We start from the raw sequence: 16304 nt of genomic DNA on the forward strand, positions 1-16304 counted from the left end.
CTGTCGCGTGTGGCTCAGGCCGTCATGCGAATGGTGGCTGTGGCGCATTCCAGCTCCAGCCCGTCGGCGTAAACCACCTGCGGCTCATCAAAGTAGAGCCGGAACACCATGTGCCGCGCTTTGGGCTGCAGGCGCAGATATTCACCGTCGATCAGGCTCTTGGCCTCGATCAGTTTCTGGGGCTCGCCATAAAGGGCCTTGGCGCGCCAATCCCGGATCAAAAGTTTCTGATGGGAGGGCAGGACGGTGTCCATACCTGGGCGATCATGCCCCAGCGATCCTGCACGTACGCGCACGGTTTCGCACATCTGGTAGCCGTGTTCGACGCCTTTCAGCATCGCCACACCGCTGCTTCGGGTGATGATCTTGTCTCCTGGAGCCAAGACTTCGACCGGCAATGCGCCGTCCAAAGTCAGGATTTGAGTCCCTGGCAATATGCCAAAGATAGACTCCGATTGGGCCTTAGTGGCGATCCCGCCACGCCGCGCCCCGACCGTTTTCGGTTTCATGGGCTATGTCCTACTGCTCTGCCTGTATTTTTTATACAAGCAGCTTACTGTGGATAACGTCCCTTGTCTTCTGTTTTTTAGTAAAAATTTCCTCTCGCATCTTCTGAAACTGTTTGCTATCTAGCGGCTCTGCGAAGCAAGCTGTGATCGCTTGTTTCATTGACCGGATGCGGGTGTGGCGGAATTGGTAGACGCACCAGATTTAGGTTCTGGCGCCGCAAGGCGTGGGGGTTCAAGTCCCTTCACCCGCACCATTTTTTCCGACTTTTAGCAGTTTTCAGACCGCCCCTGGGCGCGGTTTATGCCGGGTTGATTCGTCACGCATGACCCTACAGCTGGCTCTTCTTGGCCAGTATGTCGTGACCGGTGCGCGCCGCCCGTGTCCGGGTGATGAGCTCACCATCAAGATACAACCCAAGGGTTCCAATAAGTTGGCCGTATTGGCATGTCCATTAAGGCGCACTCTGCGAGTTTTATTTGTCTGGTGCTGTATGCCATTTGCGCGTTCGGTGCGCTGGTCAGACCCTCATGCCGCTGACCGGCGCAGTAGCGACCCGCGTCTCTGCGGGCGGTCATGCCTTTACCGATGAAAATGAGCCGTTTGAGGCGCAGGTTGGCTTTGTTGGGGTGCAAGCTCTAAACTAATACCCTGAGTGCCAGCCCACCACGCTGTCTGCTTTGACAGGACGCCCGGGTGTTGTGAACGTGCACGCGGTTGCGCGCGGCATTCTCCCCAAAGCCTAAGCTGTTCAGCTGTCGAAAAACTTATCGCCAATTCAATAGCATGGATTGTGCTTTGCGGCGTCTAGGTTGTAGCGTCCACGGCATGAGACCAGATCAATTTGCAAACATTTTTTTGAGTGCGGCCAAACGCAGGGGCATCCCCTGCAATGAGGTCGAAGTGTTGGGCGAACCACGCGCCAAGGCGCATTGGACGCGGATTGACCATCCCAATGGCCCATTTTTGCGCCGCAAGGGCGTGTTCCAGTTTGTATCGCGATTGCGCCCCAGACGTGCAGGGCGCCGCCTCAATCAGGGGGCGGAGGCGATCTGTTCCAGCCGCGGCGCATTGCGTGCGGTTCTGATGGGGCAGGGCCTGCCGGTCTGGTCGGCCTGTCTTGCGGATGCGGCGCAGATTGACGATGCCCTGCAAACGGTCTGCGACCCATCCGATAATGCGCCCGGCTTCGTGCGGTTGATGGCGGATGGGGCAAACGGGCTGACCGGGGACGTCAGGAACGCTCAGATCTATGATGCCGAGGCAGTGGATGCGTTGCGTGCCGCCGCGCTGGAGATGATTGAGCAAAGCGAAGTGGTCTCATTGGAACCACTCCACCCGGGGCAGCATATCTATGTGTATCTGGTTGGCGGTATTGTGCAGGCGACGCAGCGCCGCGCGCCGCCCAGCGTGACCGGTGATGGTGTCCAAACGATTTATCAGTTGATTTCAGCGCGCAACAGCGCGGAAGACACCGCTGACGCCCTGAGCCTTCGCCCGGCGCTGATGCGGGCGCTTGATCGCCAGGGGCTGAAACTGACGGATCGACCGGAGGCGGGCCAGCGGGTTCAACTCGGGCAGATACAGGATGGTGCGTCAGGCTATGAGGTGGGTGCGCTGAGTGACCCGCTGGACCGGCAACATGACGGCGCACTTGCCCAGCTTGCCAAGGCCGCACTCACCGCCGTTGGGGGAATGCCTTACGGTGCGGTTGAACTGTTCGCGCCCAAGGGGGCATGCCTGCAATCTGGCGCTGACGTTGTGCTGCGCAATGTCATCCCCTACGCGGATCCGGCCCCGTTTTGCGCGGCGGATGCTGACACGGCCGAAAAAATCAGCGACGCATTGCTGGCGATGCTGGGCAGCGACGAGGTGTGGCAGATGACACCCTTGCCAAACTATGCGCCCTCGGCTTTGGACGATGCAGATCCGGACCTGCGCGGGATCGACCCCGAAGCACGCGCAATGGCGCGGGAACTGGCGATGGCGCACATTCCCTATCAGGTTGCGACCTACGCGCCTGAACCGGACAGTGAGCCGATCAATTCCGTAACATTTCAACTCGCTGGGCACGAGTATTCCGTCGCAAACGGTGCGATCCGCATCATGTTAGGGGATGGTGCGCGCGGGCACATCAATGGCCCAGCGGTTCCGCTGACTTCTGACAAATCTGCTACCAAGGCGCTTCTCAAACAGCAGGGTCTCAATGCACCGGAAGGGCGCACATTCCAGCGCTCTGAGATGGGGGGCGCCATGGCTTATGCGCAAGACCACTTCCTCGCGCAGGGCATCCCGGTCTGTATCAAGCCGGCGGCGGGGCATGGCGGTATCCTCGTGTTTACAAAATGCGCGACAGAGGCGCAGGTCACCCATGCGCTGGAGGCGGTGTTCAGGCGCTTTCGTGAGGCCATCGTGGAGCAGACAGTCTCCGGTGAGGATGTGCGCTTTATCTATGTCGAGCCGAATATTGTCGGCACCCTGCAAAGCGTTCGGGCCGATGTCACAGGCGATGGGTGCAGCACCATTTTGCAACTGCTCAAGGCCTTTAATGACCAGATCCCTAGCACCGGTCGCTTGCGCAACGTCGCATGTGGGGCTGATTTGGTACACCATCTGTTTTCGCAGTCTCTGCAGCTGGAGAGCGTGCCAGCGGTTGGGCAGCAGGTTTCCCTGTCGCCGATTAACTATTTTACAACCTATCTGGATGGCACAGATAGCAGCGGCGATATCCACCCCGAATACTATGAACTCGCCAAATCTGTTTTTGCGGCCATCCCAGGGCTGCGTATAGGGGCAATGGACACGATCATCGGCGATCGGACCCAACCCGCGACAGGCGACAACTGGCATGTGCTGGAGATCAACAGCTCCCCCGGTATCACCACATATACGCAGCGTGGCACAGCTGACGCCCCGCAACCCTACGCCAAGGCTGTGATCGATCTGTTGCGGCGCAAAGGCGACGAGATTCAGAAAGCAGCCTCTGAACATGCCTTTGAAAAAGAGGTCACTCACTCAGACGAGGTTTTGGCGGAGCAGATTGATGCCTCGCTGGCAGCGCTTGAAACCATGCCCGCGGAATTTCTGGCCGAAACCCAGATGGACGCGCTGGTTGCGCTGGTAGAACAGGCAAAAGCGCACAGCCCGTTTTATCGCGATCACTTGAAGGATGTGTTCGTCAACGGCGCGTTTTCACCTGACGCCTGGCTGTCGCTGCCCATTTTGCAACGGCGCGACGTCCGCCTTCTGGGCGATAGGATGCACTGCGACACAACACCTGAAGGAGGGGAGGTTTCCACCGTCTCGACCTCGGGGTCATCAGGCTCACCTTTGACGGTGCGTTGGAACCGGATGGCAACGCTGGCAACACGCTCCGTCACGCAGCGTATGTATCGCTGGCACGGGTTTGACATGGCAGGCAGCTATGCAGGGATCCGCAGCTACGGCGAGAAGGGGGCAGCATTTCCGGGGATGCGACGTCAGCGCAGCTGGAACACCTTCAATCCCGATGCCCCCTTCTATTCGCTCTCGGTTGATACACCGATGGCGCAACAGCTGGACTGGCTGGGCATGATCCGGCCCGATTACCTCAACACCTATCCGTCTGTTGTGGCCGAACTTGCCCGGCTGGGGTTGCGCAACAATGAAAAGCTGCGCTTCGATTATGTGCTGACTGCGGGCGAAGTGGTCACGCCGGAGATCCGCGCCCTCTGTCAGGAGGCGTTTGGCGCTCGGATCCTCGACAGCTACGGCTGTCAGGAATTTGGCAAGATCGCCGTCCAATGTGAACATGAGAAGGGCCGCCTGCATATCTGCACCTCCAACGTTTTGGTGGAGGTGCTGGATGAAAATAACCAGCAGGTTCTGCCGGGCCAGAGCGGCCGCGTGGTCCTGACCAGCCTCTACAATTATGCGATGCCCTTTATCAGGTATGAGATCGGCGATTATGTGACACTCGCCGATAGCCCCTGTCCCTGCGGCCGTTCGGGGCCCACGATCGAACAGGTGCATGGGCGCCGCAGGAATATGATCGTTTTACCAAACGGGGATCGGCGCTGGATTGCGGGGCGCACCCTGTCAGACCTCGCCAAGATCCTTGGTGCCAGCAATTTGAGGCTGGTACAGACGCATCCTAATCGGATTGAGGTCGAGTACGAAGCAACCGCAACCCCGCCGCCGGGGATTGACCAGCGCCTGACGGATGTTCTCAGGGCGTCCGTTCACCCGCTTTTGTCTGCAACGTCAGTTGCGGTGGCTCAACTGCAGCGCAGCGCATCGGGCAAATTTGAGGATGTCGTTGGGCTGGAAGCTGACTGGTTGCAAAAATAACGAGTAGATAAAGTTATTGTTAGCCTGTACGTTGTATGAATATATGGGCTCAACGCCCGAAGTTTTAAGGCACTTCTCTAAGAACGGTTACAAGTTTCATGACAAAGTCAAACTGGCTCATCTTCTCATCCGCGCTGATTGGTTCAACCAGTGTCGCTGGCGCTGTTCAGGCACAAGACATGGTCAGCAGCTATGTCGATTTCGGTGTGGGTAGCTACCGTGATGTCGACTATAGCTACGTGATCGGTTCGGCACGTGTGCGGACCGACTCGCCGTTTTCTTTCCAGATTGACGCCATGGCAGGTGCGATGGACGGCGATTTTGCTGGCGGCCTGACCACCCACGGCATCTGGGAACTGGATGACAACTGGCAGGTTGGTGCTTTCGCAACCGCCATGAAATCCGAATCCGGCGGCGGGTCAACGGCCAAGCAGATCGGTCTGGAAGGGGTGTATTCCTCTGGTTCTTATGAAGTCCTGGGCTACTTTGGGCAGCAGTATGATTTCCAAGAGGGAACCTTCGGTGGCATCGCGATCACGGCATTTCCGTTTGAAGACCTGAGTGTCGGCATCGAACATAGTTTCGATAGCGTGACAGACGGCACGACCAGCCTGTCCTTGGAAAAACGATTTGGCTCCGCCAGCAACAGCTACTCGCTTTACACCAATGCCGGCTATGTCCACGACACTGAGAAGTGGAGCGTCGAAGCTGGTTTCCGCATCTATTTCGGCAATTCGTCGCGCCGGGATTTCGTCAGCCGCGGATTTTCCGGCTCTGCCGTGTCGCCACGGATGATGCCGAACCAGTTCCGCAACTTCATGCAGGCTGCAGCCAAACAGACGCAGGTCTACAACGATACCGTCGTCGAATAAGGCACACCTTTCAGGGTGCCCTAAGTTCTAGGGTCTGCCGGTCCGGTACTCACGGACCTGCAGACCTTTTTGTTTTTGGGTAATCGCTTGTTAAACCGGGACAGAACCTTCTGGGCGTTTGTCTTTGTCTTTGTCTTTGTCTTTGTCTTTGTCTTTGTCTTTGTCTTTGTCTTTGTCTGCCGTGCTGCTTGAGCACCCCCGGCCTGGACAGGGTACCTGTCAGACCGGGGTGCGCGTTCAATGGTGGCTGCGTTCGCTGCTAGATGTCCTTCATCAGCCGCAGCGCGTCATAGATGGCGGCATGGGTGTTGCGCGCGCTGACCGCATCGCCGATGCGAAACAGCTGGAAGCGCCCCTCGGGATTGCGCGTCACATTTTGCGGCTGCCCGTCAATCAGCGCGTCATAGTCCACCGCGCCCAAATTTGAAGACAGCGGTTTCAGATCAAAATAGAGATCATCCATCGGCAGGGTGCCATAGTTCACCACCACCTGATCGTAGTGGAGTTCGGACAGGTGATCGGAATAATCCGTGCCGATCACCGCTTTCAGCATGTTGCCCGCACGTTCGACCGCTTTCAGGCGACGGGTGACGGTGAAGGTGACATCCTTGTCCTGCAGGGCACGCATGTAGGGCACCAGGTTCATCCCCATGATATCGGGGGCAAAGGTGCGGTCGGGGGTCATCACCTCAACCTTGGCGCCAGCCTGCGCGGCGATCTCGGCCGCCATCAGCCCGGCGTGGTCGCCGCTTTCGTCATAGATCAGCACGTTCTGGCCGGGCTTCACATCGCCCGCAATCAGATCCCAGGAGGTGACAACCAGATCCTGCTCCTTGCCGCTTTCAAACAGTTCCACATTTGGCAGGCCACCGGTGGCCACGATCACCACGTCAGGCTCCAGCGTGGTGACATCTTCTGCTTCCGCCCAGGTGTTGAAATGAAACGCCACATCACGCGCCGCACATTGGGCCATGCGCCAATCAATGATGCTGATCATCTCACGCCGGCGTTCGGACTGCGCGGTCAGCCGCACCTGCCCACCGGGATCGGGCTGGGCCTCCAGCACGGTGACGTCATGGCCACGTTCCGCCGCCACCCGCGCAGCCTCCAGCCCGGCGGGGCCAGCGCCGACAATCACCACTTTCTTTGCGACCGTCGCAGGGGCGATTTCATGCGGCATCTCCAGCTCGCGCCCAGTGGCGGGGTTATGGATGCAGAGCGCCTCGCCCGCCTGATAAATGCGGTCAAGACAATAGGTTGCGCCAACACAGGGGCGAATGTCATCCTCGCGCCCCTCGACGATTTTGCGCACGATATGGGGATCGGCCATATGCGCCCGCGTCATGCCCACCATGTCCAACAGGCCTGACGCAATCGCATGGCGCGCGGTGGCCACATCGGGGATTTTGGCGGCGTGGAAGGTCGGCATGCCGGTGGCTTTCTTCACCTCACCGGCAAAATCCAAGTGTGGCGCGTTTTTCATGCCCTGCACCGGGATCACATCTGTCATCGCCGGATCGGTGTGGATCCGGCCGCGGATGACGTTCAGGAAATCGACCTGTCCCGTGTCGCACAGCCGTTTGGAAATCTCGATCCCCTCGGCAGCTGTAATACCGCCCGCCTCAGCCTCATCCGCCGTATAGCGCGCCCCGATGATGAAATCATCGCCTACGCGCTGGCGCATCGCGTCAATCACCGCGAGCGGCAGGGCCATCCGGCTTTCCAGGGTTTGGCCGCCGTAGGGACCCTCCAGATCATTGGTCAGCGGGGACCAGAACTGATCCAGCAGATGGCCGTAGATCTGCACCTCAATCCCGTCCATACCGCCGGCCTGCATCCGTTCCGCTGCATCGGCGAAGTCGCTGATAATGCGTGCAATATCCCAATCTTCGGCCAGTTTGGGGAAGGCCCGATGCGCCGGTTCGCGGTGTTTTGAGGATGAGACCGAAGGCAGCCAGTTGCCCTTATTCCAGCCGGTGCGCCGCCCCAGATGGGTCAGCTGGATCATCACTGCGGTGCCATGTTCATGACAGGCATCGGTCAGGCGCTGGATGTGGGGCACCACCTCATCCTTATAGGCGAGGATGTTGTTGAACACCGGCGGGCTGTCGCGGCTGACCGCGGCGGAGCCTGCCGTCATCGCCAGCGCCACGCCCGCCTTGGCGCGTTCGGCGTGATAGGCCGCGTAGCGCGCTTTCGGCATACCGTCCTCGGGGTAGGCGGGTTCATGCGCAGTCGTCATGATACGGTTGCGCAGGGTCAGGTGCTTCAGCTGGTAGGGTTGCAGCAGCGGGTCTTTGGACATGGTCTTCTCTCGGCTGGCTTTATGGGCATGCGGGTTTGGGGCGGCGTCAGATCACCTGTTTCAGGTCACCTCTTTCAGTACCAGGCATCCGGCATCGATGCCTTCTTGCGGGCGATGAAATCCAGCAGCGCCTGATCCTTGGCGATGTCCAGATAGGGCGCCTCGAACTCATTCAGCACCTGTTTCCACTGTGCATTGGCCCGCGTTGCGGCGTCTACACTGCCTTGTTCATCCCAGGTTTCAAACGGCTGATCGTCGTTAAAGCCTGTGTCCCAATAGGCGGTCTGATAATGGCGCAACGTGTGGTCGGTGCCAAACAGGTGCTCGCCGGGGCCAAACTGGGCAAGGGCTTCAAACCCAAGGGTTTCTTCGGTCACCTGCAGCCCCTTCATATAGGCGTGCAGCGCGCCGCACATGTCCACATCCATCATGAATTTCTCATAAGACATCGACAAAAGCCCATCGAGGAACCCGGCCGAATGCAGGATGTAATTCGCCCCCCCCCTGCACGGCGGACATCATCGACATCATCGCCTGCTGCATCGCCTGACCGTCCGGCCGTTTCGAGGTCGAGAAGTTGCCAGCGCAGCGCAGCGGGATCTTCCAGCGGCGTGACAGCTGCCCCATCACCAGTGATCCCAGTGCCGGTTCCGGCGTGCCAAAGGTGGGTGAGCCGGAGCGCAGCGACATTGACGACAGGAAGCCCGCCATCACCACCGGCGCGCCGGGGCGGGTCAGCTGGGCCAGCGCGCAGCTGGACAGGGTTTCAGCCAGACATTGCGCGATAGAACCGGCCATGGTCAGCGGCGACACCGCGCCGCCAAGCAGGAAGGGCAAGTGGATGGACCCTTGGTTCGCCGCCGCATAGGCGCGGATCCCTGCTGCCGTCACACCGTCCAGCACCATGGGTGAGGTGGTGTTGAAATTGCCCATGATGACGCAGTTCTGATCAACAAACTCAGCGCCAAACAGGATGCGGCACATCTCAATCGAATCCTCGGCTCGTTCCGGCGCGGTGATTGAGCCGAGGAACGCCCGGTCTGAATAACGGATATGGGCGTGCACCATATCCAGATGGCGTTTGTTCACCGGCACGTCTGTCGGCTCACAGATGGTGCCGCCGGAATGGTGCAGCCAGGGTGAGGACTGCGCCAGCTTCACGAAGTTGCGGAAATCCTTGATGGTGCCGTAGCGCCGGCCCTCATCCAGATCCATCACAAAAGGGCTACCATAGGCCGGTGCCAACACCATCGCATCGCCACCGATCTGCACGTTATTTGCAGGATTGCGGGCGTGCTGAGTGAATGTCTCGGGTGCGGTTTGCAGAATTTCACGGATTTGGCCTGGGTGGAACTTCACCCGCCAGACGTCTTCGCCCTCTTCACGCACCTCGGCGCGGGCCTCTTTGAACAGGCGCATCGCCTCATGATCATCGCGCAGCTCAATCCCGATTTCGCACAGTAACCGTTCGGCTGTGGCCTCGATTTTCTCAAGGCTGCCCTCATCCAGCAGATCATAGGTCGGGATGCCGCGGGTGATATAGGGCACCCGCAGATGCAGGTTCTCACCACCCTTGGCGCTGCGCCCGCCACGGTCTGCCCGGCCCGTACTTCGGCGTGCGCTTCTTCTGCGGGGTTTCACATCTTGAGTCATCGCGCTCGCCTCCTTGCTTGCTGCTGTGCGGGTCCATCTGGGGCTGATCCATCCGGGAAAGGGGTGGGGAATCTCTCTTCCGAGATCCACTTCCTGACATATGCGTCCACAGAATCGACACATGTGTCAATAAACTTGTGCATCCCTGTCAGCTTTGTTAGCTGTGAGGTCATGGACCAAAGCGTGACACAAACCGGATCCGAAGCTGCCTGGCTTGAGGCGGCCTATGATATGTTGACCGAAAGCGGCGTTGATGCGGTGAAGATCATGCCGCTGGCCAAACGGCTGGGGGTGTCGCGCACCTCCTTCTATTGGCATTTCAAAGACCGCGATGAACTGCTGGAGGCGATGATCCACCGCTGGGAGCAGAAGAACACTGGCAATCTGGTCGCCCGCACCGAAGCCTATGCCGAAAGCATTGCCGAGGCGCTGTTCAACCTGTTTGACTGCTGGCTGGATGGCGATCTGTTTGATGCCCGCCTTGATCTGGCGATCCGCAATTGGGCGCGCAACGATGCCGCTTTGCAGGTCCGGCTGGACGCCGAGGATGCCAAACGCAAAGAGGCGATGGCGGCGATGTTCCTGCGGTTTGACTATGACGCGGATCAGGCCGAAGTGCGTGCGCTGACCATGCTTTACACCCAGATCGGCTATATTTCGATGGAGATCGAAGAAGACCCCACCCAGCGGATGGCGCGGATGCCGGATTACATCGAAGTCTACACCGGTCAGCGCCCCACGAGGCGCGAAGTGGACCGTTTCCGCGCCCGTCACGGCGGCTGAGTGGCTCTTTGCCGCCAATCCCTGTCAATCTAGGCCCAGACAGCACCATTTCAGACTTGAATCCGCGCCCCCGGAGCCTTAGTAAGACGCAAATTTCATCAGGCGACCGTTCGGGTGGCCTGTCACCCTTGTGAGGAAACAAATGCAAGTTACCGAAACCCTGAACGAAGGCCTGAAGCGCGGTTACGAAATCGTTGTTCCGGCTGCTGAGCTGGACGCTAAGGTCAACGAAAAGCTGGCAGAGGCCCAGCCCGAAGTCGAAATGAAAGGCTTCCGCAAGGGCAAGGTGCCCATGGCGCTGCTGAAAAAGCAGTTCGGCCAGCGTCTGCTGGGCGAAGCCATGCAGGAAACCATCGACGGTGCGATGAACAAGCACTTCGAAGACAGCGGTGAGCGTCCTGCGATGCAGCCTGCTGTTGAGATGGTTGACGGCGAAAACTGGAAAGAAGGCGACGACGTTAAAGTCACCATGTCCTATGAAGCCCTGCCGGAAATCCCGGAAGTAGACTTCTCGGGCATCGCGCTGGAGCGTCTGGTGGTCAAAGCCGAAGCCGAAGCCGTTGACGAAGCGCTGGCCTCGCTGGCGGAAACCGCACAGGACTTCGAAGCCCGCGCCGAAGGCGAAGCGGCCGAAGACGGCGACCAGGTTGTGTTTGACTTCCTCGGCAAAGTAGACGGCGAAGCCTTCGACGGCGGCGCTGCCGAAGACTACCCGCTGGTTCTGGGTTCGGGTTCCTTCATCCCCGGCTTCGAAGAGCAGCTGGTCGGCTCGAAAGCCGGTGAAGAAAAAGACGTAAACGTCACCTTCCCCGAAGAGTATGGCGCTGAGAACCTGGCTGGCAAAGCCGCCGTGTTTGAGTGCAAAATCAAAGAAGTCAAAGCCCCGAAAGCGGCTGAGATCAACGATGAGCTGGCCAAGAAATTCGGCGCCGAAGACCTGGACGGTCTGAAAGCCCAGGTGTCCGAGCGTCTGGAAGCAGAATACTCCGGTGCCTCGCGCGCTGTTCTGAAGCGTGGCCTGCTGGACCAGCTGGACGGCATGGTCTCCTTCGATCTGCCGCCGTCGCTGGTCGAAGCCGAAGCCAGCCAGATTGCCCACCAGCTGTGGCATGAGGAAAACCCTGAGGTAGAAGGCCACGATCACGACAAGATCGAGCCGACCGAAGAGCACAACAAGCTGGCCGAGCGCCGCGTGCGTCTGGGTCTGCTGCTGGCAGAGCTGGGTCAGAAAGCCGAAGTGGAAGTTTCCGACGCGGAAATGACCCAGGCGATCATGAACCAGGCACGTCAGTACCCGGGTCAGGAACGTCAGTTTTTTGAGTTTGTTCAGCAGAACCAGCAGATGCAGCAGCAGCTGCGCGCGCCTCTGTTCGAAGACAAGGTTGTTGACCACATCGTGGAAGGCGCAAAGGTTTCGGACAAAGAAGTGTCCAAAGACGACCTGCAGAAAGCCGTTGAAGCGCTGGACGACGAATAAGTCCGCCACGCTGAACGCGTTTAAAACGGAAAGGCCACCCAATTGGGTGGCCTTTTTGTTTGCAGCGGGGCCGGGCGCCCGTCTGCCTTGGTAACGCCCGGCTGTGATATGCCTGTTGTCCCGCTGCCTGCTCTGGCCTTGGGTGGGGCGGCCCGGTATTGAGGGGACATGGGCCGCCCCGGCTTCTCCGCGAGTGGAGATTACGCGTCGCAGCGCTGCGTGGTGCTGCGGAAATAGGCGGTCATTTCAAGCTTGAGCGCCTGAGCGGCAGCCCGCTCTTCCGGGCTGTCAGCATCGGCGATCTGGCTTTCGAAATAATCCTGCAGGTCGATCTTGGTTGGGGCAGGGGTCTGCATCGCCTCAACCTCGGCCCGCATATAGTCGGAAACCCCGGGGTGGGTCGGCGTCGGCAGTGCCTTCGGGGCCGAGGCACGGGTGGCAAAGAGCGCCAGCGCGGCTTCATCATTCTCGGCGAAAACATCGCCCTCGATCCCGTTGAAGGCACGCAGCCGGTTGATCCGCTCATCGGTGCAATCCAAAAGCCCCGCCATCGCCTTGACCTTGCCCATCTGCACCGTCTTGCCCAGATAGTCATAAGGCGTGTTCTGGGACCGGATCATCACCCGGTTCATGATCGGATCAATCACCGCCACGGCGTCCAAAATACCGTTGTTCTTGCCATATTCAGTGGCCGCCACAAACAGTTCCGATGTGACGTAAGAGATTGAATTGCGGGACTTTCCGGCCTTCAGCCGATCGGTGTCGACGCAGAAACGGGTGACCTCCCACAGTTGGGCTGAGCGCACCGGTGGCTCACCGTCCATGATGTCATAGAACACATCCGCCAGCATATGCGGGCCGGTGGTCTGCAGGATTCGCATGCAGCCCACGACTTCGCCGCTGTCGTCCAGTGCAATCAAATAAGCTGGGTGCAGATCATCAAACAGATCCACCTCTTTGCCGTCCGTGATGTCCACTTCCCACCCCAGACGGTCATGAAACACACGCTTGCGCAGTTTGAACATGTCATCCAGCATCTCGGTGAACAGATGCCGATTGAGTGCGTCGACAATTACAATCATGGTTTTCCCCTACCATCAGCTGTCATTGGGGAAATATTGAACAAAATTAACGGGATCTAACCATTAGGGGTTTCCCGTAGATTGCATTTTTGCTGATGTCTTGGGTGTGTGTTGTGATGTTATTGCAACTATGACTGGTTTGGCCCGGCTGAATGATGCCCAGACGGATGGCGCGGCCCACGGCCTGCGCGGTTGTCAATGCACCAAGTTTTTCGCGGCCTGATCGAATATGCACCTCTACCGTGCGGTGCGAGATCGACAGGATATCGCCGATGTCCTGCTGCGATTTGCCATGGGCCACCCATTGCAGGATCTCCTGCTCGCGTTTGGACAGCGACGGGCGGGCCAGCGCCTTGGGCAGCACCTCAGAATTCAGTACATTGTCATGTAGGTTCACGGCCGCCATCTGTAGATCGCCTATCACGGTTGGAAGGAACTTGCGCCATTCCTCTTTGGAACAGTCACGGGTAACGCTGAGCAGGCCAAAATCCCCGTAAGGTCCGCGGATCGGAACCGACAGGCCGCGGTCGGTGATGCCGAAATCATGGGCGTCGAAAAACACCCGGGTGAAATCATCGGTCTTGGCCAGTCGCTGCCAATCCACCGGGGCAACGCTCAGCATGGCGGCGCGCAGGGTTGGGTCAAACCGCTGCATGCCCATTTTGGCGTAATGCAGCTCCCATTCTTCGGGGTAGGAGGTAAAGCCGTGAATATCGCCGGTGATCAGGCTGGTGGTCGCATAAGACGCGTGATCGAACCCTAACGCATCACCCAACCGGGTCAGAAAGTCGGTGTAATTCTCATCGCTTTCAAAGTCTGTCAGGTCGATCAGGGCCATTGTTCTTCGGTTTCCACGTACATGCCGGTTTGACAACAACGTCGTTACTGGGGCCGCGGGAAACAAGGGGGCAGCACTGCAAAGCTGCCGGACCGGCAAGGGGTTGAGGGGCTGTTTTGACCAGACAGTGCAAAAATGAACGCGCGTTAACAAGAGTGAATCGCAAAATAGCGAAAAGTTTCTGGGGGGTTAGTTTGCGCAAATAGAAACAGCCGCGCAATGTCTTGCGCGGCTGCCCGGGTCACAAAGGTGATCCGTTTACTCTTCCGAAGTCTCTTCCGAGGCTTCTTCCGCAACCGGTGCGTCATCATCATCCGATGCAGCAGCGCCGATATCGTCAAACAGGTTGGCGATTTCGAACTCTGCTTCGGCTTCTGCTTCAGCGGCCAGTTCCTGGATCGACTTGCCCGAAGCCTGCAGTTCCGCCTCTTCGTCCGAACGTGCAACGTTCAGATCGATGTGGACGGTCACTTCAGGGTGCAGGACAACTGCAACGGTGTGCAGACCCAGAGCTTTGATCGGCTCCAGAACAACAACCTGCTTACGGTCAACGGTGAAACCGGCTTCGGTGGCCACGTCTGCGGCGTCACGCGGGGTGACCGAGCCGTAGAGGTTGCCGCCATCAGAAGCCTGACGAATCACGATGAACTGCTGGCCGTCCAGCTTTTCACCCAGCGCTTCGGCTTCTTTTTTGGTTTCCAGGTTGCGCGCTTCCAGCTGTGCTTTCTGCGCGTCAAACTGTGCCTTGTTGGCTTCCGATGCGGTCAGGGCTTTGCCCTGGGGCAGCAGGAAGTTACGGGCGTAACCAGGCTTCACGTCAACGATTTCACCCATCTGGCCCAGTTTGGCCACACGTTCAAGAAGGATAACTTGCATGTGCTTTCTCCTTACTTAACGGCGTAGGGCAGCAGGGCGAGGAAGCGGGCGCGCTTGATAGCACGGGCCAGTTCACGCTGCTTCTTGGCCGAAACGGCGGTGATACGCGAAGGCACGATTTTGCCACGCTCGCTGATGTAGCGCTGCAGCAGTTTGGTGTCTTTGTAGTCGATTTTCGGCGCGTTGTCGCCCGAGAAGGGGCATACTTTGCGACGGCGGAAAAACGGTTTGGCTGCCATGATTTAGCGTCCTTTCCTAGCTGAGATCACGAACGACGTTCGCGGCGATCGCCACGTTCGTCACGCTTCTGCATCTGGATCGAAGGACCCTCGGCGTGCTCGTCGACCTTGATGGTCAGGACGCGCATCACGTCATCATGCAGACGCATCAGGCGTTCCATCTCCTGAACGGCCGGCGCCGGGGCGTCGGATTTCAGCAGAGCAAAGTGGCCCTTGCGGTTCTTGTTGATCTTATAGGCCATCGTCTTGACACCCCAGTATTCGCTGTCGACGACGCTGCCGCCGTTGTCAGCCAGTACGGTGCCAAAATGTTCGATGAGACCTTCAGCTTGCGCGTTGGACAGATCCTGGCGCGAGATGAATACATGCTCGTAAAGCGGCATGTGCACTCCTGTCATTTTCAAGCGCATTTCATAGGAGGGCCTGACCTTCCGCGACCCATCCACGAGAGACTGCGCGGTTCAACTAAACTGCGGAAGGAGCCGCCTCTTACGATGAAATGCCCAATGTTGCAAGCCTGTGTTGAGGCCCCGGTCCTTATGTAAGTGCCTCATCCGTGGATCTGGCGTCGGCGATGAGCTTGGCGTTGGCTTTGGCGGGGTCTTTGGCGCTGTGCGGATACCACCGGATCGTCGCCATCCCGCCCCATTTTCGCCCCAAGCTTTACCAAGATGTAAAGAGGATGGGAATGAGAGGTCAAAGGGACAGGCTTCATGGACATGACAAGCGGGCGCAAGATTGCGCAGCAGATGGCGGATGGGGTGGTTGAACCCGTGCTGGCGATGCCGAAACGGGCAGAGCCCCTGGTAGAAACCGGCCGGTTTGGCCCGACGCTGGATGCGCTGCAGCTCAGCCAGGCCCAGGCCGGTTCAATCCTGCGCAGCCTGATGACCTTTTTCGGTGTGGTGCTCTGTTTGGCGGCCTTTGGCCTTTGGTTGGTGCCCGCGGCCGTAGCGACCCCAGCCTCGCAGGTGATCCGTGCCGGTCTTACCTTCCTGTTCATTGGCGCGGGCTTCGCGCTCTACTGTCAGGGCCGCAATACAAATGAGGCAACAACCATGGAACTTGACCTGCGTGGCGGCGAATTGCGTCAGGTCTCGGTTGGACAAACAGGCCGGGCCCAGATCATCGCACGCTACGCTCTCGCGGATTTGAACTGTGTTTCAACAGGTTCAGGTGAAGTTTGCCTGCACAGCGCTACCGGGCAAGAGCTGATCTGCCTGCAAGGCGATGCTGCTGCTCAGGTGGCGCGTTTCTATTCCCCGGGCTATACGCTGAACTAATCTCCTTTCTTTATTGGTCTAAGTCACCTTGTCATTGGGCAGGCTCTGCCCTTGCAGGTG

The 16304-nt window shown here is 58.7% G+C and carries 14 protein-coding genes and 1 tRNA gene; 6 read left to right on the forward strand and 9 right to left on the reverse strand.

Annotated features, from left to right (window positions below):
* Positions 1-14: 14 nt before the first annotated feature.
* Positions 15-509 (reverse strand): Hint domain-containing protein, encoded by a 495-nt coding sequence (locus TL5118_RS06285; protein WP_082638144.1) that lies wholly within the window; start codon positions 507-509, stop codon positions 15-17.
* A gap of 169 nt (positions 510-678) precedes the next feature.
* On the opposite strand from TL5118_RS06285, the gene TL5118_RS06290 reads away from it, so the two are divergent.
* The 3 genes from TL5118_RS06290 (at position 679) to TL5118_RS06300 (ending at position 5708) form a co-directional block, all read left to right on the forward strand.
* A tRNA-Leu gene (locus TL5118_RS06290) sits at positions 679-763 on the forward strand.
* A gap of 647 nt (positions 764-1410) precedes the next feature.
* Complete coding sequence (locus TL5118_RS06295) at positions 1411-4836, forward strand: hypothetical protein (protein WP_165590024.1); 3426 nt, start codon at positions 1411-1413, stop codon at positions 4834-4836.
* 98 nt (positions 4837-4934) lie between these two features.
* Positions 4935-5708: a hypothetical protein gene (locus tag TL5118_RS06300; RefSeq protein ID WP_058241825.1), complete on the forward strand. Its 774-nt coding sequence runs from the start codon at positions 4935-4937 to the stop codon at positions 5706-5708.
* Positions 5709-5967: 259 nt separating this feature from the next.
* Here TL5118_RS06300 and TL5118_RS06305 read toward each other — a convergent pair whose 3' ends face one another.
* From TL5118_RS06305 to TL5118_RS06310, 3 genes are all read right to left on the reverse strand, one after another.
* Entirely contained in the window at positions 5968-8013 is a 2046-nt protein-coding gene (locus TL5118_RS06305; RefSeq protein ID WP_058241826.1) for an NADH:flavin oxidoreductase, read from the reverse strand.
* A 74-nt stretch (positions 8014-8087) separates the two neighbouring features.
* Positions 8088-8462: a trimethylamine methyltransferase family protein gene (locus TL5118_RS21750; RefSeq protein WP_306345398.1), complete on the reverse strand. Its 375-nt coding sequence runs from the start codon at positions 8460-8462 to the stop codon at positions 8088-8090.
* A complete protein-coding gene (locus TL5118_RS06310) occupies positions 8452-9666 on the reverse strand; it encodes a trimethylamine methyltransferase family protein (RefSeq protein ID WP_306345399.1) in 1215 nt (404 codons plus the stop codon). The genes TL5118_RS21750 and TL5118_RS06310 overlap by 11 nt, the downstream gene beginning before the upstream one ends.
* 231 nt (positions 9667-9897) lie before the next feature.
* Here TL5118_RS06310 and TL5118_RS06315 point away from each other — a divergent pair, with 231 nt between their 5' ends.
* Both TL5118_RS06315 and tig read left to right on the forward strand, forming a co-directional pair.
* Positions 9898-10449: a TetR/AcrR family transcriptional regulator gene (locus tag TL5118_RS06315; protein WP_370701673.1), complete on the forward strand. Its 552-nt coding sequence runs from the start codon at positions 9898-9900 to the stop codon at positions 10447-10449.
* A 142-nt stretch (positions 10450-10591) separates the two neighbouring features.
* Positions 10592-11926 (forward strand): trigger factor, encoded by a 1335-nt coding sequence (gene tig, locus TL5118_RS06320; RefSeq protein WP_058241828.1) that lies wholly within the window; start codon positions 10592-10594, stop codon positions 11924-11926.
* A gap of 200 nt (positions 11927-12126) precedes the next feature.
* Here tig and TL5118_RS06325 read toward each other — a convergent pair whose 3' ends face one another.
* From TL5118_RS06325 to rpsF, 5 genes are all read right to left on the reverse strand, one after another.
* Complete coding sequence (locus tag TL5118_RS06325) at positions 12127-13008, reverse strand: acyl-homoserine-lactone synthase (RefSeq protein WP_058241829.1); 882 nt, start codon at positions 13006-13008, stop codon at positions 12127-12129.
* A gap of 46 nt (positions 13009-13054) precedes the next feature.
* A complete protein-coding gene (locus TL5118_RS06330) occupies positions 13055-13846 on the reverse strand; it encodes a LuxR family transcriptional regulator (protein WP_082626121.1) in 792 nt (263 codons plus the stop codon).
* A gap of 258 nt (positions 13847-14104) precedes the next feature.
* A complete protein-coding gene (gene rplI, locus TL5118_RS06335; RefSeq protein WP_058241830.1) occupies positions 14105-14722 on the reverse strand; it encodes a 50S ribosomal protein L9 in 618 nt (205 codons plus the stop codon).
* Positions 14723-14733: 11 nt separating this feature from the next.
* Entirely contained in the window at positions 14734-14961 is a 228-nt protein-coding gene (gene rpsR / locus TL5118_RS06340) for a 30S ribosomal protein S18 (protein ID WP_008328567.1), read from the reverse strand.
* A 26-nt stretch (positions 14962-14987) separates the two neighbouring features.
* The gene (gene rpsF, locus TL5118_RS06345; RefSeq protein ID WP_058241831.1) at positions 14988-15344 is read right to left on the reverse strand and encodes a 30S ribosomal protein S6; all 357 of its coding nucleotides are present in this window, start codon (positions 15342-15344) and stop codon (positions 14988-14990) included.
* 330 nt (positions 15345-15674) lie between these two features.
* Between rpsF and TL5118_RS06350 the strand changes: the two genes are divergently transcribed.
* The gene (locus tag TL5118_RS06350; protein WP_058241832.1) at positions 15675-16244 is read left to right on the forward strand and encodes a hypothetical protein; all 570 of its coding nucleotides are present in this window, start codon (positions 15675-15677) and stop codon (positions 16242-16244) included.
* Positions 16245-16304 lie beyond the last annotated feature (60 nt).

The sequence above is a fragment of the Thalassovita autumnalis genome (genome assembly GCF_001458255.1).
Taxonomy (GTDB): Bacteria; Pseudomonadota; Alphaproteobacteria; order Rhodobacterales; family Rhodobacteraceae; genus Thalassobius; species Thalassobius autumnalis.